General features: G+C 55.0%; 24 protein-coding genes and 1 riboswitch. Of the genes, 7 read left to right on the top strand and 17 right to left on the bottom strand.

Features of this window, described 5'->3' with window-relative positions; translation table 11 throughout:
* Positions 1 to 211: 211 nt before the first annotated feature.
* Positions 212 to 1,189 carry a GTPase gene (locus tag G7K71_RS09665; protein WP_166345745.1) on the bottom strand — a complete coding sequence of 326 codons (978 nt, stop codon included), beginning with the start codon at positions 1,187 to 1,189 and terminating at the stop codon, positions 212 to 214.
* A 131-nt stretch (positions 1,190 to 1,320) separates the two neighbouring features.
* A complete protein-coding gene (locus G7K71_RS09660) occupies positions 1,321 to 3,816 on the bottom strand; it encodes a DNA internalization-related competence protein ComEC/Rec2 (protein WP_166345742.1) in 2,496 nt (831 codons plus the stop codon).
* A gap of 128 nt (positions 3,817 to 3,944) precedes the next feature.
* On the opposite strand from G7K71_RS09660, the gene G7K71_RS09655 reads away from it, so the two are divergent.
* Positions 3,945 to 4,187, top strand: a complete 243-nt coding sequence (locus G7K71_RS09655; RefSeq protein ID WP_166345739.1) for an alpha/beta-type small acid-soluble spore protein — start codon at positions 3,945 to 3,947, stop codon at positions 4,185 to 4,187.
* A 305-nt stretch (positions 4,188 to 4,492) separates the two neighbouring features.
* On the opposite strand, the gene G7K71_RS09650 is transcribed toward G7K71_RS09655, so the two are convergent.
* From G7K71_RS09650 to G7K71_RS09620, 7 genes are all read right to left on the bottom strand, one after another.
* Positions 4,493 to 5,677, bottom strand: a complete 1,185-nt coding sequence (locus G7K71_RS09650; protein WP_166345736.1) for an MFS transporter — start codon at positions 5,675 to 5,677, stop codon at positions 4,493 to 4,495.
* Positions 5,678 to 5,697: 20 nt separating this feature from the next.
* Positions 5,698 to 6,132 (bottom strand): MarR family winged helix-turn-helix transcriptional regulator, encoded by a 435-nt coding sequence (locus G7K71_RS09645; RefSeq protein WP_166345733.1) that lies wholly within the window; start codon positions 6,130 to 6,132, stop codon positions 5,698 to 5,700.
* Between the two features lie 147 nt (positions 6,133 to 6,279).
* Complete coding sequence (locus tag G7K71_RS09640) at positions 6,280 to 6,459, bottom strand: small, acid-soluble spore protein, alpha/beta type (RefSeq protein ID WP_166345730.1); 180 nt, start codon at positions 6,457 to 6,459, stop codon at positions 6,280 to 6,282.
* Positions 6,460 to 6,571: 112 nt separating this feature from the next.
* Positions 6,572 to 7,285 carry a lytic transglycosylase domain-containing protein gene (locus G7K71_RS09635; protein WP_166345727.1) on the bottom strand — a complete coding sequence of 238 codons (714 nt, stop codon included), beginning with the start codon at positions 7,283 to 7,285 and terminating at the stop codon, positions 6,572 to 6,574.
* Positions 7,286 to 7,372: 87 nt separating this feature from the next.
* Entirely contained in the window at positions 7,373 to 8,032 is a 660-nt protein-coding gene (locus G7K71_RS09630) for a ComEA family DNA-binding protein (RefSeq protein WP_166345724.1), read from the bottom strand.
* 237 nt (positions 8,033 to 8,269) lie between these two features.
* Positions 8,270 to 8,938: a DUF421 domain-containing protein gene (locus tag G7K71_RS09625; protein ID WP_166345721.1), complete on the bottom strand. Its 669-nt coding sequence runs from the start codon at positions 8,936 to 8,938 to the stop codon at positions 8,270 to 8,272.
* Between the two features lie 66 nt (positions 8,939 to 9,004).
* Positions 9,005 to 9,490, bottom strand: coding sequence for a hypothetical protein (locus G7K71_RS09620; protein ID WP_013823771.1), 486 nt, complete (start codon positions 9,488 to 9,490; stop codon positions 9,005 to 9,007).
* A 224-nt stretch (positions 9,491 to 9,714) separates the two neighbouring features.
* Between G7K71_RS09620 and G7K71_RS09615 the strand changes: the two genes are divergently transcribed.
* A complete protein-coding gene (locus G7K71_RS09615) occupies positions 9,715 to 10,584 on the top strand; it encodes a CoA ester lyase (RefSeq protein ID WP_013823772.1) in 870 nt (289 codons plus the stop codon).
* 85 nt (positions 10,585 to 10,669) lie between these two features.
* Entirely contained in the window at positions 10,670 to 10,840 is a 171-nt protein-coding gene (locus G7K71_RS09610) for a hypothetical protein (RefSeq protein WP_013823773.1), read from the top strand.
* On the opposite strand, the gene G7K71_RS09605 is transcribed toward G7K71_RS09610, so the two are convergent.
* The 6 genes from G7K71_RS09605 to G7K71_RS09580 form a co-directional block, all read right to left on the bottom strand.
* A complete protein-coding gene (locus tag G7K71_RS09605; RefSeq protein WP_166345718.1) occupies positions 10,837 to 12,720 on the bottom strand; it encodes a methyl-accepting chemotaxis protein in 1,884 nt (627 codons plus the stop codon). The genes G7K71_RS09610 and G7K71_RS09605 overlap by 4 nt on opposite strands.
* Positions 12,721 to 12,817: 97 nt before the next feature.
* Positions 12,818 to 15,604, bottom strand: coding sequence for an FAD-dependent oxidoreductase (locus tag G7K71_RS09600; protein WP_166345715.1), 2,787 nt, complete (start codon positions 15,602 to 15,604; stop codon positions 12,818 to 12,820).
* Positions 15,605 to 15,620: 16 nt separating this feature from the next.
* Positions 15,621 to 16,130, bottom strand: coding sequence for a 4Fe-4S dicluster domain-containing protein (locus tag G7K71_RS09595; RefSeq protein ID WP_166345712.1), 510 nt, complete (start codon positions 16,128 to 16,130; stop codon positions 15,621 to 15,623).
* A 20-nt stretch (positions 16,131 to 16,150) separates the two neighbouring features.
* Positions 16,151 to 18,235, bottom strand: coding sequence for a molybdopterin-dependent oxidoreductase (locus G7K71_RS09590; protein ID WP_166345709.1), 2,085 nt, complete (start codon positions 18,233 to 18,235; stop codon positions 16,151 to 16,153).
* Positions 18,236 to 18,324: 89 nt separating this feature from the next.
* On the bottom strand, positions 18,325 to 18,864 hold the full coding sequence (locus G7K71_RS09585) for a hypothetical protein (protein WP_166345706.1): 540 nt from the start codon (positions 18,862 to 18,864) through the stop codon (positions 18,325 to 18,327).
* Between the two features lie 89 nt (positions 18,865 to 18,953).
* A complete protein-coding gene (locus tag G7K71_RS09580; protein WP_166345703.1) occupies positions 18,954 to 20,144 on the bottom strand; it encodes a sulfite exporter TauE/SafE family protein in 1,191 nt (396 codons plus the stop codon).
* A gap of 546 nt (positions 20,145 to 20,690) precedes the next feature.
* Between G7K71_RS09580 and G7K71_RS09575 the strand changes: the two genes are divergently transcribed.
* The gene (locus G7K71_RS09575) at positions 20,691 to 21,359 is read left to right on the top strand and encodes a Crp/Fnr family transcriptional regulator (protein WP_013823780.1); all 669 of its coding nucleotides are present in this window, start codon (positions 20,691 to 20,693) and stop codon (positions 21,357 to 21,359) included.
* A gap of 194 nt (positions 21,360 to 21,553) precedes the next feature.
* Positions 21,554 to 22,060, top strand: a complete 507-nt coding sequence (locus G7K71_RS09570; RefSeq protein WP_013823781.1) for a 4Fe-4S dicluster domain-containing protein — start codon at positions 21,554 to 21,556, stop codon at positions 22,058 to 22,060.
* A gap of 41 nt (positions 22,061 to 22,101) precedes the next feature.
* On the opposite strand, the gene G7K71_RS09565 is transcribed toward G7K71_RS09570, so the two are convergent.
* Both G7K71_RS09565 and G7K71_RS09560 read right to left on the bottom strand, forming a co-directional pair.
* The gene (locus tag G7K71_RS09565) at positions 22,102 to 22,623 is read right to left on the bottom strand and encodes a nitroreductase family protein (RefSeq protein WP_243174798.1); all 522 of its coding nucleotides are present in this window, start codon (positions 22,621 to 22,623) and stop codon (positions 22,102 to 22,104) included.
* A gap of 165 nt (positions 22,624 to 22,788) precedes the next feature.
* On the bottom strand, positions 22,789 to 23,223 hold the full coding sequence (locus G7K71_RS09560; protein WP_166345697.1) for a universal stress protein: 435 nt from the start codon (positions 23,221 to 23,223) through the stop codon (positions 22,789 to 22,791).
* 165 nt (positions 23,224 to 23,388) lie between these two features.
* A riboswitch (cyclic di-GMP riboswitch) is annotated at positions 23,389 to 23,478 on the top strand.
* 152 nt (positions 23,479 to 23,630) lie between these two features.
* Here G7K71_RS09560 and G7K71_RS09555 point away from each other — a divergent pair.
* Positions 23,631 to 25,028, top strand: a complete 1,398-nt coding sequence (locus tag G7K71_RS09555; RefSeq protein WP_166345694.1) for an SLC13 family permease — start codon at positions 23,631 to 23,633, stop codon at positions 25,026 to 25,028.
* Between the two features lie 54 nt (positions 25,029 to 25,082).
* A complete protein-coding gene (deoC, locus tag G7K71_RS09550; RefSeq protein ID WP_166345691.1) occupies positions 25,083 to 25,757 on the top strand; it encodes a deoxyribose-phosphate aldolase in 675 nt (224 codons plus the stop codon).
* Positions 25,758 to 25,887 lie beyond the last annotated feature (130 nt).

Genomic DNA, 25,887 nt, shown 5'->3' with positions numbered 1-25,887 from the left:
ATGAAACAATTATTGATTATGGCTATCCGGGGATGTTTAATGGCAGGATTGTCAGTCAAGCAGTTCGCTAAGAAAACAGGCCGGGGTAAGCCGCAAAACCGAAAGGTTACAGAAAAGGTACCCCCAACCTGAGGGTACCCGCATGCTTGAAATTACTCCTTAGTGCAAACCGTAGCCGGCGTAGGGTTTTACCCGGTGCTGGCTTAATCTTCTATACCAGCAACTCCACAATGTCTTTGTCCTGAAGAACGTATTCCTTCGGCACACTCTGGCCGGGGAAACGGGCCGACCCCCAGATGCGTGCTCCACGCAAGGTTTTCAAAAAATCCTTGTGAATATTCCCGGCCAGATCCAGAATATTGCTGCCGCGGGGCAAAATAAAGGGGCGGGTGAGGTCGGGCTCCTTGCCCGGAGACCTGGTAAAAACACGAATAACCTCCAGGGCTGAAAACAGCCTGGTTTTAAGCTGTTCCAGGTTGAGACCCGTTGCGGCAGAAACCGGTAAAATTTCCAGGTGGGGCGGCAGCAGCTCCTGCAGCAGCGAAAGGTTTTCCTCCCCCTCGGGCTGTTCCGCTTTGTTAGCAACTATGATCAACCGGTGCGGCGGTACGGCCCTAACCCCGGGGGGAATCTCGCTGCGGATGATTTTGCGTTCGTTCAGCAGGCGCAGGGAATTCTCCAGTTGATCCAAACAGTCACCGGCGCAGCTGTCAATCACCAGCAACAGGGCGTCTGCGTTGCGCAGTAAACCGGCCAGCCCGGGGGGAAATCCTTCGGCGGTAAGGGGCGGGGTGTCAACCAGCTGGACGTAAACTTCCTCGTAAGGCATCATGCCGCTAAAAGGAATGGTAGTGGTAAAGGGGTAGTCCGCCACCTTCACCCTGGCTCTGGTTAGAGCCCCAACGAGAGCTGACTTGCCGCTATTGGGATAACCCACCAGGGCCACCTGCCCGGCCCCCTGTTTTTCAATATGAAAGGGGTCGTGCCGGCCGAGGGTGGTTTTCTTTTGACCCTCTTCCCGCAAACGGGCCAGCCGGCGTTTAATGTCGGCCTGCAGCTTTTCCGTGCCCTTGTGCTTGGGGATTACGGCCAGCATTTCTTCCAGGGCGGCGATTTTTTCCTCAACGGTGGTGGCATTGCGAAAAGCTTCTTCCGCAGCGTGATACTGGGGGGTCAGGTTAGCGGGCACTGGCTATTCCCCCTTTTTAAAATGTCAAAAACGGTTTGGCTTCAGTTTAGCTTAAAAACAGGGATAAGGCAATCCGGATATGTTTGGGGGTTCACGGGAGTCTTTTTATGTCCTGAACGGTCTGAACTCTCTTAAGCCGCCCGGCGCTGGCGGCCTGTCCTGACAAAGATGTGCTTACCGTCTGTCCTCAAGATAACCGCCCCATCCAGGTCGGTGCGGTAAACCCGCACCGGCATCCGGGCCAGGTGTTCCAGCGTTTCCGGGGCGGGATGCCCGAAATTGTTATGCCGTCCCACGGAAATTACCGCCACGGCCGGATGAGTTTTTTCCAGGAAAGAAGGGAGCAGGTAACGGCTGCCGTGGTGGGGTATTTTGAGCACGGTACACCCCAGATTGACGCCCCCATCCATGAGGGCCTGCTGGGCCTCCACCTCAATATCCCCGGTAAGCAACAGCACTTCTTCCCCGTAACGAAGACGCAGCACTACCGAGGCGTTATTAAGATCGGACCGGGTGCCGGAAAGCAGCGGCCGGGGCGGTCCCAGTACCTGGATATCCAGAGCCGGGTCCAGGTGCAGGCGGTCCCCGGCCCCTGTTGCCTTTACAGGCACACCCCGGGCGGCCAGTCCGGCAAGAAGAGTGCGGTAGGTTAAAGGGACTTTGCCGGAAGACGGGGAATGAGCCCCAGCAGATACGGAGGGATCCCCTGTTCCGCCCACCGGTGACACCAGGACCAAATCAACCGGAAAGGCCTCGACCACCGCCCTCATTCCTCCGGCGTGATCCTCGTGGGGATGGGTGATCACCAGCACATCCAGGCGCCTGACGCCCAACCGGCGCAGGTAGGGCACCACCACCTTCTCCCCGGCCCCTTCCCCCGAGTCCAGTTCCCCCGGCCAGCCCCCGGTATCCACCAGCATATTTCTGCCGCCGGGAGTCTGGACAAGAATGCTGTCTCCCTGGCCTACATCGATGAAATGGACCACCAGTTGACTTTCCCCGGGACTTTTGAACAGAAAAATAGCTATCAAAAGTCCTCCACCCATGAAAGCCACCGGCAATAAGCGGTGATGGCGGCCGAAAAATTGGCGCAAGGCGGCCCGACCCTCGTTTGAGACAAGCAAAACTCCCAAAAACAAAAGGGGATACCAGGCCACCACCAGGAAAAAAGGCGGCGTGGGAACATAGATTACCGAACCGGGCAAGGCCCGGCAGAAGGAAACCAGGCCCATGAAAAGATCCAGGAGCATGGAGGTGCTGATATTAATAAAGCCGGCCAGGGAAGAAACAACCAGGCCCAGGAGGGCAGACGCCGTACCCAGGGCAAGGATCAACCCGGTGAGGGGCACTGCCGCCAGATTGGTCAATAAGGAAACCAGGGAAATCAAATTATAGTACCAGGCTATCAGGGGCAGGGTAGCCAGCTGGGCGGCCAGGGAAACCCAGAGGGCTGCCCTTAACCACGTATGCCGGATGACATTTTTCAACAGCCCGTCCAGCACCGGTCCCAGGTAGAGGATCCCCCAGGTGGCAGTAAAGGAAAGCTGAAACCCAATGTCGTAGAGGGAGAGGGGTTTGGCCATGAGACTGACCAGGGCAGCCGCGGCCAGGGTGGTAGGCCAGTCCCTTGTCCGGCCCAGGTGGTGGGCCCAGAGAAACATGAGGGCCATGAGGGTGGAACGGGTCACCGCCGGACCCAAACCACACAGGGTGGCGTAAAGAAGCAATATCGCGGTACCGGTAGGAGCGGTAAGGGAAAGGGGCACGCGCAGCAACCTGACCAGGGCCAGCACCCCGGCCAGAACGAGGCCCACGTGAAGGCCGCTAACGCTCAGGATGTGAACCACACCGGATTCACTGAAAAGCTGCCAGGTCTTCCGGTCTATCTGCCCCTGGCTGCCGAAGACAATGCCGTTTAAAAGGGCCGCTTTATCCGGCGGCAGGGTAGCCCGGCTGACCGTGAGGAGTTTTTCCTTAACCCGCAGAACCGCCCGCACCACCGGGTGCCCGCCCACCCCAAGCTTCTGAATGGAAGCTGGATCCCGCACCATAAGGACCGCACCGGCACCCCGGCGGGCCAGGTAAGCGCGATAGTCAAATTCCCCGGGGTTGCCTGCATCCGGAGGGCGAGTCAACAAACCATGCAGGCGCAGACGATCCCCGTAGGAGTAAACGGGCCCCGGGGCGGCGGCCCGCACAAGCACCAGCGCCTGGAGCTCCCGGGCCTCCCGGCCCAGGGAAATCCTCTGCACATCCAGCCAGTAGTAAACCCGGTCCGAACGGACATCCGCCTCCCGGGTTATAATTCCTTCCACGGTTACCCAATGGCCGGTGTACTGGTACAGGGCCGGGTTAATGCTGGAAGCGTCCAGGGTGGCCCGGGCAAGACCCAGGGCCAGGAACAGGCTTAATATAACCCACCGGTTAAAAGACCAGTGAAAAAAGTACCCCAGCACGGCTGCGAAAAACAGGGCACCACAAAACAACAGGGCCGTGTTGGGGGACAACTCCCAACCGCCAGCCAGGAAGATGCCGGCTGCAAAAGCCAGGGTCAAATACACCAAAGGCCTGGAAACCAACAACAACACCCCAAAATGACAGGTAGTAACAAGGGAATTGTTCGCCACTGGGTTCCATCTTCCTGTCGCGTTAAAACAAAAGGGGCTACGACCTGCTTTACCTTGTCAACGGCCTTACTCGTTGTCTGTGTATTAATGCAATTAGATTGAGACATCTTAATCTAAGGGGTGATCTAATGGGTCACAAGAAGGACAACGACAAGCTGCGTACGGAAAGGCAACTGGACAGGCTTAAGTGGGAGACGGCCAAGGAACTGGGCCTGGAGGATGATCTGGCCAACGCCGGGGATGAGTTGACCGTGCGGGAAGCAGGCAAAATTGGCGGCAACATGGTACGCAAGCTGGTGAAGGCCGGAGAAGAGGCGCTGGCCGAAGAAGGGGATCGCAAAGCACGTATGAACCTTCAGGATGGCTTTTAGGTGGTGGTTAGTTCTAAAATCTGCCAATTGGAAGGCGTATGACTACTCCCCACCCCTGAAGGGGTAGGGCTTCTATGAGAGCCCTACCCCTTTCAGGATCATCGGTTTGCCTGGCGCACCGGGTGTTACGAACTAACTATCTTCCCGTGCTGCGATTGGACAATTTTATGCGGGTAACTCTGGTGAGACGCCTTTCGGCTCCCAGAGGAGGCGGTCACTTGCGCCACCACTACTCTAAGTGCTTGGAGGTAACTGTTGGCGGGACCAACAATAAGTTGAAAGTTAATAAACGGGTATATTAATTTTTACCCGCCGATACCCTTGGCCGCCTGCTCCGGTTTCATGGCCGCGGCAAAGAATAGCAATCCGGTTACAATCAGCACGGCGCCTACATAAAACATAAGGGGGTAACCTAAACTTCCACCGATGAATCCCAGGCCCATAGCCCCCGCCGTAATACCCACGTCCATGAAGGAAGTAAAAAAGCCAAGGGCGCTGCCCCGTTCCCGGGGTGGCGTATGGTCCACCACCAGGGCGTTTAAAGTAGGCATAAAGGCGCCAAAACCAAAGCCGATGAACAGGGCAATTAAGGCCAGCATGGCCATGCTGTACAGGGAGGGCAGCAATCCCACCCCCACCGCCAGTACAGCCATAAAAGGCAGTATAACTTTCCGCCGACCGATGCGGTCCGAGAGGCGACCTACCACCACCCGGCTGAGGATGGTGCTGGCGGCATAAACGGTAAAGAACAGGCCGAAGTCCTTTAAGCCTCGCTGGGGGGCAAAAAGGGGCAGGAAGGTGACGATGGCGCCGTAGGATGTGGCTCCGGCAAATAGGGTCAGGGAAGGAACCAGTACCGGCCGCCGCAGGCCCACCTGCAATGTCCTCCCGGGAGGGAGGTCCCTGCTCCCTTGGGGCAGGATATCCCTTAAAAAGACCACGCACAGAAAAGCAGCCGCGGCACTCAGTGCCGACAGGGTGAAAAGGAAGGGAAAGTCGCCAGGGCCTTTAACCACGGCGGTGCTGATGGCCGGGAAAAGGGCCATGGCCACAACGTTGGACGTACCGTAAATGCCGATGACCTCTCCCCGGCGGTGGGGGGGAGCCATGTCGGCGATATAGGCCGCCGAGGCAGCCAGGAAACTGGCATGGGCGAAGCCGTGCAACACCCGGGCCAGGTACAGGGGGGCAATGCTTGCCATCAGGCTGTACAGGATGGGGAAGAAGATGAAAAAACCACTACCCAGGAGCATGAACAGCTTGCGTCCCCGCCTGTCGGCATTCTGGCCGAAGTAGGGGCGCACCACCACGGCAGCGGCGGTAAAGGCCCCCATGACCAGACCGACCTGCTCCGGGGAACCGCCCAGGATGGCAACGTACTGGGGCATGGTCGGGATGAGAAAATAAAAACTGCCGAAATAAAAGAAGTTGGCCATACAGATCAGGATAAAATCCCGGGACCACAGGCTGAAATTTTGTTCTTTCGTCATGGAGGAACCTCCTTGATACATCACCTTTCATTTGGAGCGAGCAGTTTTTTCAACAAGCGGATCAATTCCCGGCGTTCCGCTGCCTCCAGGTGACTGCTGATTAAAGCGTTCACCCTGCGGGAAACATTCCCCAGTTCTTCCTCAAGTGCCCTCCCCCTTTCGGTGAGGTAAATGCGGTAAGCCCGCCGGTCTGCGGGATCCTCCTTTCTAACCACCAGTCCGTGTCTTTCCAGCCGGTCCAGCACCCCGCTGATGGTGGTGCGGTCCATGGTCAGCATCTGGCCCAGCCTGGCCTGGGTCAGCCCGTCGGCCTTCCACAAAAAGGCCAGCACGGCAAACTGGGGAGGGGTTAGGTCGTACCTTTCCAGTTCGGCACGGAAAAGACCAAAGGCCCGCTGGTGGTTTTTGGCCAGAAGATAGCCCAGGCTTTCTTCAATATCAAAAGGACGTTTCATTATCCTGCACCGGTTATAATGGAGTAAATAAGTCAGTATACTGACATTATAAAGGAGGGGAAGCCAAAAGGCAAGAGGGAAGGGATCATTTGCCGGCCGGGGACGGCGAAAAAAGGTGCGCCCCTTTTTACAGGCGCACCCCCGCCGCTATTGCCCCTGTATCATTGCCCGCTCAGCCCGTTCGATAGCCAGTCGGACCACGTTGGCGCAGTTTCGCGAAGAAACGCCGCCCCAGCCCTCCCTGCGCACCACATCGGCTACGCCCAGCTCTTCGGCTAACTTGTACTTCAGCCTGTCGGACATCAATCCTCCACGTTTTCTCACCATTAGCCTGCCTCCTTTTTTATTGCGGGCAGGACAAGGCAGCAGTTTTATTATTTGACCTATAAAAAATAAAAACGCTAAGTGTCCCAAAGCAACTTTAAATAAATCTTCGCTTTCACACCAAAAACTCATGTCTTGCCGCAGCTACCCGCTGCAGATATTGCTGCGTTTCGCGGTAGGGAGGAACGCCGCCGTAGCGCTGCACCGCCCCCGGGCCGGCGTTATAGGCCGCCAGGGCCAGGTTGACATTGCCTCCGAAACGCTCCAGCAGGGATTTCAAATAACGGGCGCCCCCCTCCAGGTTTTCCCGGGGGTCCCACGGGTTCCGCACTCCTAGAGCCGCAGCCGTGGCGGGCATAAGCTGCATCAACCCCTGCGCCCCGGCAGGAGAAAGGGCGAAGGGATTGAACCCCGATTCAACCTTGACCACCGCCTTGAGCAACGCCGGTTCCAAACCGTACTTTTTAGCCACATCGTTGATCAGGGCATCGAGCCCACCGGCTTTAGCCGGTGCACCGTTGTTCCTGACGGAAGAAAAATTCCTTTGCCCATGTCCCTGTTGGGGAAGCAACGTATTAAAAATTGTCCACAGGGATGTCAAAAGTTCACTGCTACCCGCCGTCAGCAGAAAGAATGGCAAAAGTAACTCCGTAATTTTGGGCTTGTCCAATTGCTTGCCCTTCTCCGCCCTCCCGTTCCCGGCGGACGATTCCAGCGCTGCTGCCAGCAGCAGGGCAAAGGACTGCCGGGGAGTATTAAGAGTCCCTATTGGGAAAGCGGCCTGCCTGTTACTGATTTGAGGAAACGGGTTCACCAGGGGGACAAACATTGACCTTTCCTCCATTTGTTCCTTACAATAACGGGACCGCGGACCTTCTGGGACAAAACGCGGTGGACAGGGAAGACTTCAAACTGGCTAATATACCGTTATGTAATCCTTGAGCTGTTCAAACCTTTTATCCCCGATGCCGGAAACATTTTTAATGTCCTCGGGCACTTTAAAAGGTCCGTTGGTTTCCCGGTATTGAATGATGCGCTGGGCCAGGGAGGGTCCAATCCCGGGCAGGGTTTCCAGTTCCTTTTGGTCGGCCGTGTTGATATTTACCAGCGTACCGCCCCTGGAAGCCGGTGAATCACCGGATGGTTGAGCAAAAGGATTATTGCGCAAGGTGGCATTAACGAGAGCAGAACCAGACATGTTCTGCAAAGGCACCGCGCCACCGGTTAAACCAGGTTGTTTTGCCGGTACAACCAGTTTTTGCCCGTCGGCCAGGGGAGCGGCCAGGTTTAACATATCCAGATCCGCTTCCGGACGGGCAACGGCCATTTTAACCGCATCCTGCACCCTCGCACCGGGTGAGAGGCGATATACCCCCGGCTTTTCGACGGCGCCGGCAACATGAACCACCAATTCTTTTTTTTCAAGATTTTCCGGAGGTTTTAGCTGTTCCAGTGCCGGTTTGCTTTCAGCACTGGCCCGCTGCTGCCACAGGGCATAGCGATAACCCCCGCCAAAAATCAGTATGGCCGCAACTATTAAAATGATCAGCTGATGGCGCCTTGTAATTTCAAACACCAGTTTCGCCCCACCTTGTTTTTCCCAGATAATTCTACCTCAAAAGGTATATTCCTCCTTTTTAAGCAAAAAAGATATTTTTACAGCATCCACCCCGGCCGTTTCAACACATGATCTCGCCCGTCGCCGGCAGGCTACGCAACCGCGCCGGAATAAGGGATGAATCCCTTCATCCATAATAATAACCCCCGGGAAACCAGGGTCAATACTTGCTCAAACATATTTGCCGGGCCATTTTTAAATATCCTCATTAATAAACAGCCGGCCATCGGTGCCCAGGGTGGCCAGAAAAACCTGCTCTGGTTTCAACCCGGCCGCGGCCAGGCGCTTCTTCAGCCATGCCTCGTCGAGGCCGACCAGACGCAGGTTTTCCCTTAATACCTGCCCATCCATCACCAGCACAGCCGGTAAACCTTCATAACTGGTTGGCAGGCCCAGATCCTCGGGGGTAACGGGACGTTTCTGGGATTTGGGGATTACGCTCAGCTTGCCCGAAGTTTCCAGCACTCCGAACTCCACATCACCCACATTAACAATTCCCTTCTCCCTGAGCTGGGCCAGAAGGTCGTTTAAATTATAGCGCGCCCGGCGCAGTTCATCCTTGATAATGCGCCCGTTTTTGATTACCACCTGGGGTTCACCGTCCAGCAACCGGCGCAGGAAGGGGCTGTGCAGGGCCAGGTAGCTGAGTATAACTTCCAGAATACCCAGGGTAACCAGGGGAACAATCCCTTTCCACAACGGAAAATTGGTGGACTCCATGGGAATAGCCGCCAGCTCGGCAATAATGATGGCCACCACAAAATCAAAGGGCGAAAGCTGACCAATTTCCCGCTTGCCCATGAGGCGAACTACCAGCAGTACAATAAAATATATTAGCACCGTGCGGTAAATTGTGATCAGCATTGACCCGGCCCCCCGCTCCTGTAGTTTGGCCCCGGGGAAGGCCGGGTTATTCTTTGGAAGGTCTATTTAATGCAGCTGGCCCGGATCCACACACCCGGCCAGAATTTCCTGGAGTTTTTCCAGCTCCTCCCCCGGATGGGATCCCTGCAATGGCGGCACCACCTGGGCCACCTGTCGAATTAGTTCGTCGAACCCCCGGTAGGCCTGGCGGATAACCAGGGCTTTGGATGGGGAGATCCTTGTCTCCTGTCCAACCAGATCCCAGTCGGTGATGACAGTCAGGTCTTTGTGCCGTACGGCAGGCAGGATATCCCACATTTCAGGGGTAAAACCGATGGCCACTTCGTGCCCGCCATCCCAGTTTAAATCCAGAGTAACCAGGTAGTTTTGGCCATCGATGGGTACCAGTTGCCAGCCAAAACGGTAAGGAACCTTTTCGCCCCGGTTAAAGCGCTGGAATAGCGGTTCAAGCTCGTCCTCAAGCGCCGAAACCATTACAATCATCCCGTGCTCCGATTCGCCAATAAAATCAGGCAAGGCAATCTCCCGCAAAACCCACGCACCTCCACCACCTGCTAACAAAACTTAAATGGCAGGATTAATTCCCGTACGAAAAGAATAAAAGGCAATTATACCCGGGCATTAAACAATATACAATTCCACAAAGCTTCATGGTAACATTGTCCCATAGAAAAGACCTTGTTGGCAAGTAGCAGGTTAAACCGGTTTTTACGAAAAGCCCCGGGAATAATTTCAATAAGGATGGTGTTTTCAGAATGTTTCCACTGCGCACACTTCTTTTTACTCCCGGTGACGATCCCCGCAAAGGGGAAAAGGCCTTTGCAGCCGGGGCCGACGCGGTCATCCTCGATCTGGAGGACGCCGTGGCCGAGGCCCAGAAGGAAAGGGCACGCCAGCAGATCCGTCAAACTTTGAGTATTCCCCGTCCCGTTCCCGTTTTTGTGCGCATCAATGGTGCCAGTTCGCCCCATATTCTTCCGGATCTTCAAACGGTGGTCGATTTGCCTGTAGAGGGCCTGATGCTGGCCAAGGCCGAGTCGGGGGAAGAGGTACGCCGGGTAGATTGGCTGCTCTCCCTCCTGGAGCAGCAACATCAATTGCCCGTGGGTAAAATCAAAATAATCCCCTTTGTAGAAAGCGCCCGGGGTATCTCCCGAGCCGGAGAAATTGCCGCCGCCCCCCGGGTGAGCTGCCTGGCTTTTGGAGGCAACGATTATACCATGGATATCGGTGTCCCCTACTCGCGGGACGGCGAAGAATTATTTTTCGCCCGCAGCCAGCTGGTGGTGGCTTCCCGGGCGGCAGGCATCGCCCCGCCCCTGGATACCGTAAACCCCGACTTCAGGGACATTTCCTTCCTGGTGGAAGACGCCCGCCGTGCCCGCAAACTGGGCTTTCAGGGCAAGCTGGTGATCCACCCCGCCCAGGTGGCGCCGGTAAACGAGGTCTTCACCCCCGGTGACGAGGAAATTGCCTGGGCGGAGAAGGTGGTGGAGGCCTTTGCCCGTGCCCAGGCCGCCGGCAGCGGCGTCATACAGGTGGAAGGGAAAATGGTGGAACTGCCCATTGTACGCCGGGCGGAACAATTGCTGGCTGCCGCCCGGCGCCTGGGTAAAAAACAATGAATATGCAACAATTCACTGAGAGATTTTAAAACATAAGTAGTGTTTACAGTTTAGACTTGTTAGAACGAAAGGTGGAATGGTAATCATGCCGGCCGGGAACAAAGCGCCAAAGGTAAAAAGGCTCAAGAAAAAGGAACCCCGGTTTGCTCCGGGGAAGGAAGACCTTCTGGAGCAACCGGCCACCCCAGAAGAAAAGAAACGCGGTGAATTTACCAGGGTAACAACCCTATCCTTTGATGAAGTAGAACCAGGTTAATTCAACTTGAAACGGTTCACGTGGGACTCCAATTCTCCGGCCATGGAAGAAAGCTCATGGGCCGCCCGGGCTATCCGCTCCACCGTTCCCGACTGCTCGCTGGCCGCGGCGGCCACTTCCTGGCTGGCCGCACTCACTTCACCGGTGGCCCGGGCCACCCGGTCCACCTGCCGGGCAATGTGCTCGACTTGCTGTACGATGGCATTAAAGTGTTTCCCGGTTTCGACGGCCAGCCGGACACCCTCCCCCATGCTTTGCACGCTTTTTTCCATATCATTGACCCCGCGGGCGGTCTCCTGCTGCACTTCGCGGATAAAAACACCTATTTCCGTAGCCGCCCGGGCGGACTGCTCGGCCAGTTTGCGCACCTCGTCGGCCACCACGGAAAAGCCCTTGCCGTGCTCCCCGGCCCTTGCTGCTTCAATAGAAGCATTGAGAGCCAGCAGGTTGGTCTGCTCGGCTATGTCGGTGATCATTTCCACGATCCGGCCCACTTCCAGAGAACGGCGGCCCAGGCCGTGAACGACGGTGGAGAGCTCGCTGACCAGGCTCTGGCTTTTCTCCATCTGGGAGCGCAGCCGTTCCATGGCCTCTTCCCCTTCCCGGGCCGCCAGGGAAGCATCCTGAGTGTTTTTTTCCAGTTCCTCCACCCCCTGATTCAACTGGGCGGCAACCCGGGCCAGGCTGTCGGCGATACCGGCCGTCTCTTGAGCCCCCGCGGAAACCTGCTGGATGGAAAGGGACAGCTCCTGGCCCGACGCCGAAAGCCGGCGCACGGTGGCAAGGGCCTGCCCGACCAGGGAACGGATGCTTTCGATCATGCGGCAGAAACTGTTTGTAAGTTGTCCCACCTCATCCCGGGAAGAGCAGACCGGAGAAACTGTAAGATCACCTTCGCCTGCACGCGCCATCTCACCCACCAGCCTGGTGATGGGATCAAGGGAACGCTGGAGGAGCATGTAGATAATGACCAGTACCAGGGCACCGATAACCATGAAAACGACAAACTGGTTAACCACGGTGGCATTGAGTTTTGAAAGCATACCTTCCCGGTTTAAAACTATCTTGGCATAGGCAACGGTCGCGCCGGAGTAGTCCTTCAAGGGAAGCAACTGCACCGCCTGGCGGCCGTTGTTTATGTATGTTACCTGCGTCTTCCCCTGTTCCAGGCAGGCTTTAATTAAGCCCTCGTCCACAGGATATGTATCTTTGTCCGCCGTAGCGGCCAGCAGGTTGCCGCTATCCACCAGGGAGATACCCCTGTCCCCCCGCCGGTAAACAAAAAAATCCGCCCCCAACTGCTCCTTCCATTTGGTTAATAGAGACTGGTTAAAACCCTGGCCGTACTCAGCACTGCCCACATGCTGCCCCTGGTAGAACACCGGCACCACCACGCGGAAGCCGTAACCGCCCCGCCCTTCTTCCAGGCCGGCCACCGGCTTTTTGCTCCGGTTGGCCTCCACCACCGTGGCCCGGAAGGAAGAAAGGTCGTCCCCAAATTTATCGGGCATATGCAGGCGCAAAAAGGCCGTGGCCGGTGGAAGGTGGAACTGGAATTGATCGATCCCCTCGGTTTTAACTTTTTCCCAAATGGGAGCGGTGAGTGCCATCAACCTTTCCCTGTCCCTGGCTGCAAAGGCTTCCTGCACCTGGGGGTTGTTGACCACGCTTTCAATACCCAAACGAATGCGCCGGTTGGTTTCGGCAAGATCGTTTTCTACAAAGGCCTGGATGGACTGGAAATGCTGCTTTTCCTGCTGGACGATCATGCTTTTAGTCTGGCTGTAGTTGTAATAAGCTAAAAGCCCAAAGCCTAAAGCCGGCAATACCAGCAAAGGGATTAAAATGCGGGTTTTAATGCTGGCAAAAAAAGCTTTCATAGCAAAAATCGCCTCACTAATATCATCCGGATTATTACGCGGCACTTTCTTGGGGCACCCGGAGTGTGTGGTTCCAAAGCACTCCGGGTGCCCCTTACTACGCCGATCTTTCCTCCACGGGAACAGTTTCCTCCTGCCCGGCACCTAGTTCCCCGGCGATGCGGGCCACCCGGCCCACCTGCCGGACAACGTTCTCAATATGCTGCACAATGGCATTGAAGTGTTTTCTCGTTTCCAGGGCAAGCGGGAAGCCTTCCCCTGCGGCAAAACTGCCGTCACTCACGCCGGAGGATGTCTCCTGCTTCACTTTGTGAATGAAAACGCCGATTTCCGTCGCTACACGGGCGGACTGTGCAACCAGTTCCTGCACCTCATTCAACAAAGCAGAAATTTCGCTTCCCCGGCCCCCAACCCCGACCGCCTCAAGGGAAGCGTTGAGAGCCAGCAGGTTCATCTGTTCAGCCACATCGGTAATCATCTTCAGTATCCGACCCGCTTCTAAAGCGAGCCGGCCGGGACCATGGACAACCGTGGACAGTTCACTGACCAAATCGTGAATTTTCTGCATCTGGGGCCGTATCCGCTCCATGACCTCCCGTTCCTCCCGGGAAGCCCAGAAGATTTCTGCCGTATCTTTTTCTGGTTCCAGTGCCTCTTGTTCCAACTTCATGGAAACCAGTTCAGTCCAATCGGCGGGTCGGAACTCATGGCCGCAGATTTGGTGGGCCCATACCCGGCGCGAGCAGGCGGGACATATTTCGGTTGTGCTGTGAAGGCGGTCCGGGTAATCTTTTAAACGTTCTTTCACAAAGCCAAGATGTTTTGACGTAGCATAGGACTGCCCGCAAATCCGGCAGGTAACCAGTTCCACACGGCTCATCAGCCCCCCGCACATGCGCATCTCCCTGAACCCGCCTTCATCGCTTAAGGTTATGGCCATGGTTGGGCAGTTGACGGAGCAACTGCCACATCCGATACACCTATCGCCCGGGCGCGAAAAATCAGTTGCCGATCCCCTGCTGCCTTCAACGTAACCCAGTTGAATGGCTTCCGCCCCCACTTTGCGGCAGGTATCAACACACTTTCCACAGGCAATGCAAAGGTCGCACCGCAGGCACCTGCCAGCTTCCACCGCACCGGCTTCCGGGCTGAGACCCTTCATTACTTCGTCAAACGTGTCCCGCCTAGCGGGTAAGTACTGCTCCTCAAAAGAGTAGGTCCGGGAGCAGCTTTTTTCCTGGGCAGTAACCTGCATGAGCGCGGCAACTCTTCTTTTGGCCGGGTACTTGATGGCAGCGGAAGGTTTTTCTCCACGCAAATAGGCGTCTATAGCCGCCGCTGCCCGCTTACCGGCGGCAATGGCCTTGATAGCGCTGGCGGGCCCCGTAACCACATCGCCGCCCGCAAAAACTCCCGGCCGGGATGTTTCCATAGTGTCCGGGTTAACAACAATGCGGTCCCGGGAAACCAGCACCTGCGGCGGCTCCGGCCCTTCAGTGATAAAGGAGAGATCCGGCTTCTGACCGACGGCAAAAATAACCATGTCGGCTTCCATCTTGAACTCCGAATTCTTGATGGGCACCGGCCAGCAGCGGCCGGTGGCATCGGGCTCGCTCAAAGTATTGCGTATACACTCCACGTACTGGACGCACCCGTCTCTGCCACCCAGCCCTGTGGGAGAAATAAGGTATTCCAGAATTATTCCTTCCTTTTCAGCCGCTTCTATTTCTTCATCCAGCGCGGGCATTTCCTGACGGGAACGCCGGTAAATAATCCTCACCTCAAGAGCTCCCAAACGCCGGGCCACCCGCGCGGCGTCGATGGCCACGTTGCCGCCGCCAACCACAACCACTTTCTTGCCGCTGACCTCTACCGCGGGTTGACCGGTACCTGCCAACAAGCCCTGATTTACCACCCTGAGAAAGGTCACCCCGTCCATAACGCCTTTGAAACACTCATGGTTGGGGATGGGAATAGAACCTTTCCAGGCTCCGGTGCCTAAAAACACTGCCGCGTAACCATCTTTCAACAAAGCCTCAATACCGTATTCCCCGGTAATCGGGCTGTTCAATCTGATCTCCACACCCAGGGCCTGGATGCGGGCAATTTCATCCCGGAGTACGTCCCGGGGAAGCCGGTACGGGGGAATGCCGTACGCAAGCATTCCCCCCGGCTGGGGCATGGCTTCAAATATGGTTACCGCGTAACCTTTCTTGGCTAAGAAATAGGCGCAGGACAGGCCTGCGGGACCTGACCCGACCACCGCAACCTTCTTGCCGGATTTTCTTACGGGCCGCAGCGAAAAGAGATTTACCTTTTCCCGGATCTCCCGGACCTGGTCGTAGGCCAGTCTTTTCAGAGCGCAGATAGATACGGGTGCGTCAACCTCACCCCTGCGACAGGCACGCTCACAGGGATGTTCGCAAATACGCCCCAGAACGCCGGGCAGGGGAACATCCTCCAATATTAGCTGCAAAGCTTCGGCATACTTGCCCTGTCCTACCAGGGCAACATAATTCGGGATATCGATACCTGCCGGACAGGCCGCTTGACAGGGTGCGAGCACCAACTGGGGACATTCCGAGGCGGGACATACCCGGTTTTCAATATGCACAATGAAATCGTCCCTGCCTTCCCGCAAAATACTCATAACTTCCGGCGCCACACGCTTCCCCTGACCGCAGTGGCACGTAAGGTGCAGCCTGTTAACCAATGTCAGCAGGCCCTCCAGGTCGCCAAGGCGGGCCTTTCCGCTCCTTATCCCGAACAGCAGTTTTAAAGCTGTATTCAGGTTGGAGCGACACTGGCCGCAAAGTCTGTCCATTGCTAAATATGATTTTACAATTTCCTCTGCCTTCTTGACGCTACAGGCAATTTTTGCCATAAAAACCTGCTCCTTTTTAACTATGCCCCACTGCAACAATTTGGTGGGCATAGCGGACCCTTTTTACGTCCGGCATACGTTCGGCCGGGCCAAAGAGAAGACTGCTGGTGGGACAGGCGGTGACGCATGCCGGCTTGAGCCCCGCATCAATACGGTCTTTGCAGTAGTCGCATTTCACGGCCTTGCCTTTTCTGGCGTCCCACTGGGGCGCACCCCAGGGACAGGCCATGATGCAGCTCTTGCAACCCACACAAAGCTCCTGGTCTATAAAAACGATCCCGTCCTTGGCCCTTTTCTGTACAGCTCCGGTGGGACAGGCCGGCACACACCAGGGTTCCTCACAGTGGAAACAGGGCATGAAAACATTTGTCGCTCTAGGTTGACTGTCTATCTGAACGGGACCGACCACAACTATTTGGGTTGGCCTGGGTCCCACACCGAGCCCTTTGTTTACCTTGCACTGCACTTCACAACTGCGGCAGGAAATGCATCTTTTCTCATCCTGGTACAGGTAATACTTGCTCATTGATTAACCTCCCAACGGTATCAGTTAATTGGCCTTACGGTGACAAAGACATGCTGCAAAGCCGGGCTGCCCCCTACCATGTCGGTGACGTTTTCCTGCAACAGGGCGTCCATGGCCCCCTTGCCGTAGCACCTGGACTGCACGGGCACCTTGTGACCGAAACCGTGGAGCATGAACACGGCTTCGGGGTGGATGAGGTCCGTGACAAAAGCACGGATGGTATCCCGGCCCCGGGAGGAGATGACTTCCACCATCTGGCCGTTTTTGATGCCCAGTTTTGCCGCCTGAAGGGTGTTGATCCACAGCACGTTCTCGGGCACCAGCTCGTTTAAGAGCGGGTTGTTTTGCGTCGATACATGGGTATGGGCTGCGGTCCTGCCGATCATCAGACGGAAATATCCTTCCGGGGGCGCCGGCACGGGCTCGTAAGCCGGGAAGGACGGGAAGCCGTTTTTCTCCAGCAGGCTGGACACAAACTCGATTTTGCCGGAGGGAGTTTTCAGCTTGATCCCATCTTTGCGGTCCCAGTAAATGGCTTCATCGCTGAGGGAAACGAAGCCTTTTGCATCAAAGTCGCTGATGCTGATGCCGGTGCCCTGCAACTGGTAAGCCCACAGGTCTTCCAGGGTTTGATAGGGGAAGTACTGGCCGATGCCCAACCGGTCGGCTAAAGACTTCATAATCTCCCATCCAGGCCTGGTGTCGTAGCGGGGGGACACCGCGGGCCTGCGCAGGTACAGGGCGGGCTTTAAGCCGTTTGCCTCCTGGATGGAGTCTCCCCTTTCCAGGTAGATGGATTCCGGCAGGACGACGTCGGAGTACCAGGCCGTTTCGCTGAACTGGATATCTATGGTAACGACGAGGTCGAGCTTTTCCAGAGCACGCTTTGTGTTTTCGTAGTCGGGTATGGAAAGCAACGGGTTAAACCGCCAGACAAGTAACGCTTTGACCGGGTAGGGGTCTTCTTCCAGTATGGCCTTGGGCAGCATCTGTACCACCCCGTGGGCCGGGTCGGGCAAAGGCAGCCTGGGTGTGCCCACGCCGTCGCATCTTTCTTCGGTTACCTTGGGCAGGTCCTGATCCGTTAGTTTGTTGAGGGGTTTCTTACCCGCATCCCTGGCGCCTTTCTTGAAAAAGAGTCCTCCCGGAGCTTCAATGCTGCCCATGAGGGCGTTCAGCATGATAATGGACCTTCGGAAATAGATTTCGTTGAGGTAGTGGGCACAGCGGTACCCGTAGTGGAACACCACCGCCGGTTTGGCCTCGCTGACCTCACGGGCTAAAGAAACTATTTCGTAAGCGGGAATGCCGGTTTCTTTTTCCGCCCATTCCGGGGTGTAGGGCTCGACGAACTGCTGCAGTTCCTTCAAGCCAAGGACCCAGCGATTGACATATTCCTTGTCGTACAGGCCTTCCTTTAAGATGACGTGCATCAGGGCATAGTTCAAGGCCAGATCCGTTCCGGGCCGGATCATGAGGTATTTGTGGGCTTTTGTGGCCGTAACGCTTACCCTGGGGTCGATGTAGGTGAGTTTGGTCCCGCTGTCAAGGGCCTGCATCAGTTGCTTGACCGGCTTGAGTTCCAAAGATTCAAAAATATTGCGGCCGTAAAGGATCACATGTTTGGCCTTCCCCAGGTCCACTCCCACCTGAGCGTCGGTATACCCGGTCAAAGTCCGGAAGGCGGTGTTCAGGGAACCTTTGCAGCAGGAATCATGGGTAAAGTAGTTGGGAGAGCCCAGCGCCTTCATAAAGGTTTTGCTGATGTGGGAGTTCAGGTGAGCTCTTTCGGCCAGGGCAATGCTGCGCCCACCGTATTTTTCTTTGACTTCCGCCAGTTTTGCCGCCACGTAGTCCAGCGCTTCTTCCCAGGATGCTTCGCGCCATTGCCCGGAACCCCGGGGGCCGGTCCGGATTAAGGGCCTTTTGAGTCTTTCGTCGTCGTTTAAAAGGCTGACCCCGGCTGCGCCTTTGGGGCAGATGCTGCCCTCAATGCCGGCAACGTGGGGGTTGCCTTCAATCAGCTTGACGTTGTCATTTTCCACCATTACTTTTATGGGACATCTTACCGTGCACATGAAACAAATGCTGTAGACAGTTTCCATGAGGGAAGCCTCCATAAAATAAGTTTTTAACGGAGTTATTGGATATTTACTTTGCCGCTGACAGCAGCAGGGATATCTTATATAAAAACCTAGCTTTTGCTGGAATTTTCTTCATAAGCCATCAGCATCCGATGTATGCCCCGGAAATAGGGGAGCCGGTTTTTCACCCGGCCGAAAAACATGCGGGCCAGGATGTAGCAGATGAGAAAAGTAAACACATAATTTACAGCCAGGCCGGTAAAGGGTATGGGAAAGCCGATGCCGGCAAAACGCTGCTGCATCCAGGCAAGGGCAAAGAAAGCGGGCCACAGGGCGGCCGCCGACAGGCCAAACATATTGAAGAAAGCCCGGCCAAAGGCATCGTTGGCCTCTTTGTTGCAGGCGTCATAGCTCTTCTTATCCCCCAGTTTTAAGGCAGCCAGGGATAGCTGCTGCAGATCCGCCAGCCGGGTGTTCAGCCGGTCCAGGTGGTTTTTGTTCACCAGAAAGACTATGGAGATGGTGAATTCCCCGATGACCACCGCCAGGAGTGCCACCAGGAATGTACCCAGAAAATAATCAAAAACCGGATGGCCGCTGATTTTGTAAAACATAATTAGGACCTGATCCACCAGTTCCCAAAGGCCCATACTTCAAGCCCCCGTTTATTCAGGTAGTTGCTCCAGGTTCCCCGGGAACAGCCCGGGGAACCTGGAGCGGAATATTTGTTAAGCGAATCTTACATCGGCACCCAGGCTTTCCCGAAGAATCCCTTGCTGAAGTAACCAAGACCGACGTAAAAAGCGAGAACGACAAACAATCTCTTCAGCCAGATGTCCGGGATATACTTCTGGGTGCGCGGGCCAATCATGGAACCAATAAATACGCCGATTAATTCCACACCGATCATGCCCCAGTCCATGGCGGCACCGGCTACGGTGATGTAGGTGGTGATACTGGTCATCATGCTCACCAGAACGGCCATGGCCGAGGTGCCGGCCACCACGAACATGGGCAGGCCCACAATACTGGTCAGGTAAGGTACGTACAAAAAGCCGCCGCCCACACCGAGGAAGGCCGAAATGGCTGCGATTACCACGCCGCCCACAAAGGCCCAGATGGGGTTGAACTTAAACTCCACGCCGAAGAAGGAAAACTTAATGTTGGTAAGACTCCACTGGGTAACTGTAATCCCCTGGGCAGCTTCTTCTTTCTTTTCTTTGATGCTCTGCTCAAAGGCTTTGGCCGCCTCCTTGGCCGCCTTCTTGCTGGCCTGCCCCCGGGGGGTCGTTTCATATAAAAGAACGCCGCCCACCACAAAGACAAAAAGGCCAAACCATCCCTGGTACTGGCTGAAGCTCACCTTGCCGCCGGTCAGAGCGGGAATGGCCACAGCCCCCACAATGGAACCCAATCCCAGGGCGATACCCAGGGGCCAGGCCAGACGCTTGGCTTTTAAATAGTTAATGGTACTTAAAAGTGCTGACAAACCAACCAGCCACTGGTTGGAGGTACGGATACTGTCGGTAAGCAGCTTGTTCAACTGGGGTGCGGTGTTCTTAAAAGGCTTTACCCAGTCACCCAGGCCGTAAACGGTCATGTGGCCTACTCCAGCCATAATGCCGCCGAATGCACCCACAGTGGAGAAGATCCAGCCCACCCAGATGGCCCACAGGATGGCCACCAGGTAGTTGATCTTAGGCGCTCCGGGAATGCCGAAGGCTCCCCTGGGCGCATCGGGATCGATCTGCCCCTTACCCGTGCCCACCGGGGCTTTAGCTATGGCTTCACCCAGTTTTCCCTTCAAGCCGAGGTCACTGCCCACCACTGTTTCCTGCTGCGCCCCCACGCCGCTGGCGCCCAAAGCCAGAACGGCCAGCATCAAAAGCAGGGTGGCCAGGGCAATTTTATTGATAATTCCCTTCTTCATTTAATCCTCCCCCGTAATTAGTGATGAAAACCCTTATAAGTTCACGCACCTATTACTTAAACAGCTAAAAAGGCATGTGTTCACAATCACGCATGAATGATCGGGGTATGAAAACATTGATCAAAACTTTAATGTACTGTGGGACCACCCCCTTAATACAGGTGTTGAATAAAAATTCACCTCCCCCCAATGGATTTTTAAAATAAGACATACTTTCATGTGTTATAATTAAATATAATCAATGTATTAACATGTTAATGTCAGGAGCATGACAATCTAAAAGTCATCTTGAAGACAATATAATGTCATGCTCACGACACTGTTTTAAACAAAATTTCAAAAAAATAAAGACCACACCATCCAATTCCTGGTTTTTCAGGCTTCCCACAACCACCATTGACAGGAATGGAGAAGGGGGAATATAATAATTGCTAAACGTGTTAACTTTCCCTTTTGCGTTGTGAGTATTTGTTGCTTAATAGTTCCAAGAATTTTCTAATAAGTTGGTTGTCAATCGACCCTTTCTTACCGGGAGGGATAGACGGCATGTCACTACCGCACCTGGAAATAGCGGCATTAAATGAAGTGGAAAGGGCAATTATTCGCCAGGCGGGATTTACGGTGCACTATCCGAAGGGGCACGTCATTTTTGCCGCCGGTGACCCGGCCGACCGGGTCTACCTGGTGGAAAGCGGCTGGGTAAAAATCTACCGCTTGAATGCCGACGGCCGCCGGGTTACCGTAGGCAGTATCCGCAGTCCCGGGGAGTTGATGGGTCTGGCCGAAGCCCTGTGGGGAGGAGAACGTACCTGCTTTGCCGGTGCCATCAGCAATGTCAGCCTGGTGGTTTTGCGTAAGAACAAATTTGAAGAACTAATGGGCGCCCATCCTTTTCTGGCGATTAAAGTTGCCAAATTACTGGGAGTACGCATGCGGGAAGCGGAACAGATTATCCACGAGATGGTTTGCTGGCAAGCTCCCGGACGACTGGCCCTGGCCCTGTTAAAAATGGGCGAACGCTGCGGCGTGGAAACCAAAAACGGCATTAAACTGGGCGTGCAGCTTACCCACGAAGAACTGGCAAATATGGTGGGAACCTCCCGGCAGACGGTAACTTCACTATTGAACACCTTCAAGCAGGAAAAAAGCATTGCTTATGAAGGAAGAACTATCAGCATTGTGGATCCCGATAAGCTGGCTCGATGGATTATGTAAGTGTAGCCGGCCTTACAGGCCCGCTTGAGATATCTAACAAACCCCGCAAAAGAGCGGGGTTTATTTTTTTGACCGGTGAATCCGGTCAAAGTCTACCATTATTTATAAATAAAAATAATGCTTTAAAGAAGGTTATCTAATAAAAGTATCGAACTATAGTCAATATTACAAAGCGATTGTTGGGAGGCTAATCAATGAGCAAGTATTACCTGTACCAGGACGAGAAAAGATGCATTTCCTGCCGCAGCTGTGAAGTGCAGTGCAAAGTAAACAAGGGGCTCGGTGTAGGGCCTAAGCCGAATAAGGTTGCTGCGGTCGGCCCTGTTATCAGAAGCGGTCAAGCAATGGCAACGTATGTTTTCACAGCCTGCCACCACTGCGAGGATCCCTATTGCGTGCAGGCATGCCCGGTTGGGGCCGTCCAGAAACGCCCCAGGGACGGCATTGTGTTCATTGACCAGGAACTGTGTGTGGGGTGCCGGAGCTGCATTATGGCCTGCCCGTGGGGTGCGCCCCAATGGGATGAAGAAAAAGGTGTAGCTGTGAAATGCGACTACTGCAAAGATCGGATTGATGCCGGGCTCGAGCCGGCCTGCGTTACCGCCTGTCCCACCAACAGCCTTCTCTTTGGTCCGGCAGAACGTATGCCGGACGTAAAAAGGGTACGTTATATCCGCAAAAGATTTACAGGTAATGTATAACCGCTTCGCAAAAAAGCCGGCCGGAAATCCCGGCCGGTGGCCTAAATGTAACTCACAATTTCTTCTATTTCCCTCCTCTTGGGCCTCCGGGCCGGGTCGTCGGCCGGGTAACCCACGGGAATAATAGCTACGGGTACAAGCTCCGCGGGGATGCCCAGGCACTCCCTCACCCGTTCCTCGTCAAAAGCGCCCACCCAGCAGGTTCCCAGACCCAGGGCATTTGCGGTAAGCAGAATATTCTGCACCGCGGCGGCCGTATCCTGAATACAGTAAAGTCGCCGCCCCCGCTCGCCGTAAACCCGGGCCGAGCGTTCCGGTTCCGCGCAAACCACAATCACCACAGGGGCCTGGACTATAAAACGTTGATTTAAAGCGGCCTGTGCCAGGGCTTCTTTTTTGTCCTCCCGGATCACCACGTAAAAAAACCAGGGCTGCAGATTCCCGGCGGAAGGAGCCCAGCGGGCCGCTTCCAGGAGTTGATCCAGTAATGCTTCGGGCAGCGGATCCGGTTTATAGTGTCTTACGGAGTACCGGCTCCTCACCAGGGAGAGTATCGTGGACATGATCAATTTCCCCTCCTGCATCAAAATGCTCTTATATTATACCCCGGGACCCCCCATCTCGTGTGTTTTCACAACCGCCTTCTTAAAGCCTTCTTAAAGCCTTCTTAAAGAAATTCCCCTCTAATTTTCTCAGCATAAGCCCGGGCAACTACAATCGTTTTTCACTTACCTGACGATCATTACGGGGCAGGGGGACAGGTGCAGCACCTTATGGCTCACGCTGCCCAGGAAAAGGGACTTAATATCGCCAAAACCGCGGCTACCAATGACGATCAGGTCAAATTGACCCTCTGCGGCCAGGCGACAGATGGCTTCGGCCGCGTCTCCCCGTTCCACCGCGGCGGCTACGGCCTGGCCTTCCGCCCGAAAAATTTTTTCTACTGCTGCAAAGACTTTTTCCGCGCGGGCTTCTATTTCTTGATCCAGCTCCTTTTGCTGAAGCCAGGCACATACTCCGGGTTCGGGGAAAAGTTTATAACAGGAAGGCCCCACATATAAAGCCGTTACTGCAACTTCCGGGTTTAGTTTACTTAAGCGCAAAGCCTGTCTGGCAGCACGCATTGAATTCTCCGAACCATCCACGGCCAGAAGGATTTTCATGCCAACCACTACCTCCCCCAAAGACAATCTTTATTGCAGGATCTTCTACGTTATAGTGGAAAAAACCTGCATTATTAGAAACATAATTAAATCCCTATTGCCTCCACAGGGATTGATCAGCTATAATAAATACTGCACCAGGTAAAAGCAAAAAGAATACGGTGCTTACGGGTTGGGCAAACCGGGTGAAAGCCCGGGACGCTAAAGCCATGGGTCTAAGGTCCTTTTCAGGACTATGATCGCCAGGCTGCAACGGTACCGACTGCCGGGGGGGGTAGTCACTTGACTACCCCCCTTTAATTTTGCCTGAAATTAGTCACATCCTTATGTTCAACGGAGGTGGTTTCCTTAAACGTAGTAAGACCGGACGATTGTCGAAACAATATGAAAGAAAGGAGATGGGAAATTTGACCCCTCAAACGCAAGTTATTTTAGCTACGTCCGTCTTTTTACTTACCTATGCTATAATTATTTCGGAAAAGATTCACCGTACCGTGGCTGCTTTTTGCGGTGCGGCGATAGTCATACTGGCCGGCATTATTACCCCGGAACTGGCCGTCCATTACATCGATTGGAACACCATCGGCCTTTTAACGGGCATGATGATCATCGTGGGCGTTACCCGTGAAACGGGAGTTTTTGAGTACCTGGCCATCAAGGCGGCCAAAATGGCCCGGGGGGAGCCCCTGCGCATCCTGGCCGCCCTTGCCCTGGTCACGGCTGTACTTTCAGCCCTGCTGGACAATGTGACCACGGTACTGCTCATCGTGCCCGTTACATTTGCCATCGCCCACAAACTAAAGGTAAGCCCCCTGCCCTTCTTAATCTCTGAAATTATCGCTTCCAACATTGGGGGAACGGCAACCCTGATCGGAGACCCGCCCAACATCATGATTGGCAGCGCCGTGGGGCTCGGCTTTATGGATTTTGTGATTAACCTTACCCCGGTGGTGGTTGTAATTTATGTCTTGACCATCTCCCTCCTGCGCCTCATTTACCGCCGGGACCTGGTTACAAACCCTGAGAATCAAAAAAGTATCCTGGAGCTTAATGAATGGGACGAAATTAAAGACGCCGCGTTGCTGAAACCCTGCCTCTGGGTTTTGGGTTTAACCATTGCCGGGTTTGCCCTGCACCAGTTCCTGCACCTGGAGAGCTCGGTGATCGCCATGGCCGGGGCGGCCCTGTTGCTGGTAATCACCCGTTCCGACCCGGAACATGCCCTGCACGCCGTAGAATGGCCGGTTATCTTCTTCTTTATCGGCCTGTTTGCCCTGGTGGGAGCGCTGGAAGAAGTAGGGGTCATTGAAACCATCGCCCATTTTGCCCTGGAGGTTACCGGGGGAGAACTCCTCCCGGCCGGCCTTTTGATTGTCTGGCTTTCGGCCCTGGCCTCGGCCTTTGTGGACAACATCCCCTTTGTGGCGACCATGATTCCTTTAATTCAGGACATGGGCCGCCTGGGGGGCATAGAAAACCTCAATTTCCTGTGGTGGTCCCTTTCCCTGGGAGCCTGCCTGGGTGGCAACGGCACCATCATCGGTGCTTCGGCCAACGTGGTAGTGGTGGGCATGGCTGAAAAGAGGGGTACGCCCATCAGCTTCCTGGGTTTCTTTAAAGTAGCTTTTCCCCTCATGATCCTTTCCATTGTCATTGCCACAGCATACCTGGTGGCCTGGCTGCAATTTAATACCACTCTGGTGCTGGTAAGCACGCTGGCAGTAGGGCTGGCCTTGAGCCTGCTGTCAAACCTGCTGCAAAGGCAGCTCAAAATAGAAACCACGGTAACAACAGGCAACCAGTAATTCCCCGGCACCCGTTCACTTAAATAATAGTAATTTCACAAGGAGGGTTGGCGGTTGACCAGAAACCAGCTGGCCGCCATGATTGATCATACCCTGCTTAAACCCACGGCCACCACCCGGGACATCCGGCAACTTTGTATTGAGGCGATGGCTGAAGGATTCGCCGCCGTATGCGTTAATCCCGCCCATGTGGCATATGCCGCGAAAATACTTGCCGGTTCCCGTGTGGCAGTGTGCACGGTGATTGGCTTCCCCCTGGGGGCAACCACGCCGTCCGTAAAAAAGAAGGAAGCTGAAGAGGCCGTCAGAAACGGCGCCAGGGAAGTGGACATGGTCATAAATATTGGCGCCTTGAAGGAAGGAAACCATGACCTGGTCGTGGCCGATATCCGGGGAGTGGTTGAGGCAGTGACCGCCCTTTTGCCCGGGGGGCTGGTCAAGGTGATTATCGAAACAGGCTACTTAAACCACGGGGAGAAGATTACCGCCTGCCGGCTGGTACGTCAGGCAGGCGCCCATTATGTAAAAACCAGCACCGGTTTTGGCCCCGGCGGAGCCACGGTGGAAGACGTGAGGCTATTGCGGGAAAACCTCCCCCTGGAAATGGGCGTAAAAGCCTCGGGGGGCATTCGCACCACCGGACAAGCCCTGGCCCTCATCGAAGCCGGGGCTGCCAGGCTGGGTACAAGCGCCGGCCCGGCCCTGCTGGCCGGCCTGCAGGCGCAGTAAAAGTGAAAGCTGCTCACGCTGAAATTTCAACTTAACTACCTAGAACCATCGCAAAAAATTTTCCTCCACACTAACCAGAGCAGGTGGAGGAAAAAATTTTTTTCGGGCGAATATACTAGGGGTTTTAGGA

The organism is Desulfofundulus sp. TPOSR, assembly GCF_011393055.1.
In the GTDB taxonomy this organism is placed as follows: Bacteria; Bacillota; Desulfotomaculia; order Desulfotomaculales; family Desulfovirgulaceae; genus Desulfofundulus; species Desulfofundulus kuznetsovii.
This window is presented reverse-complemented; position numbering and strand designations above follow the sequence as displayed.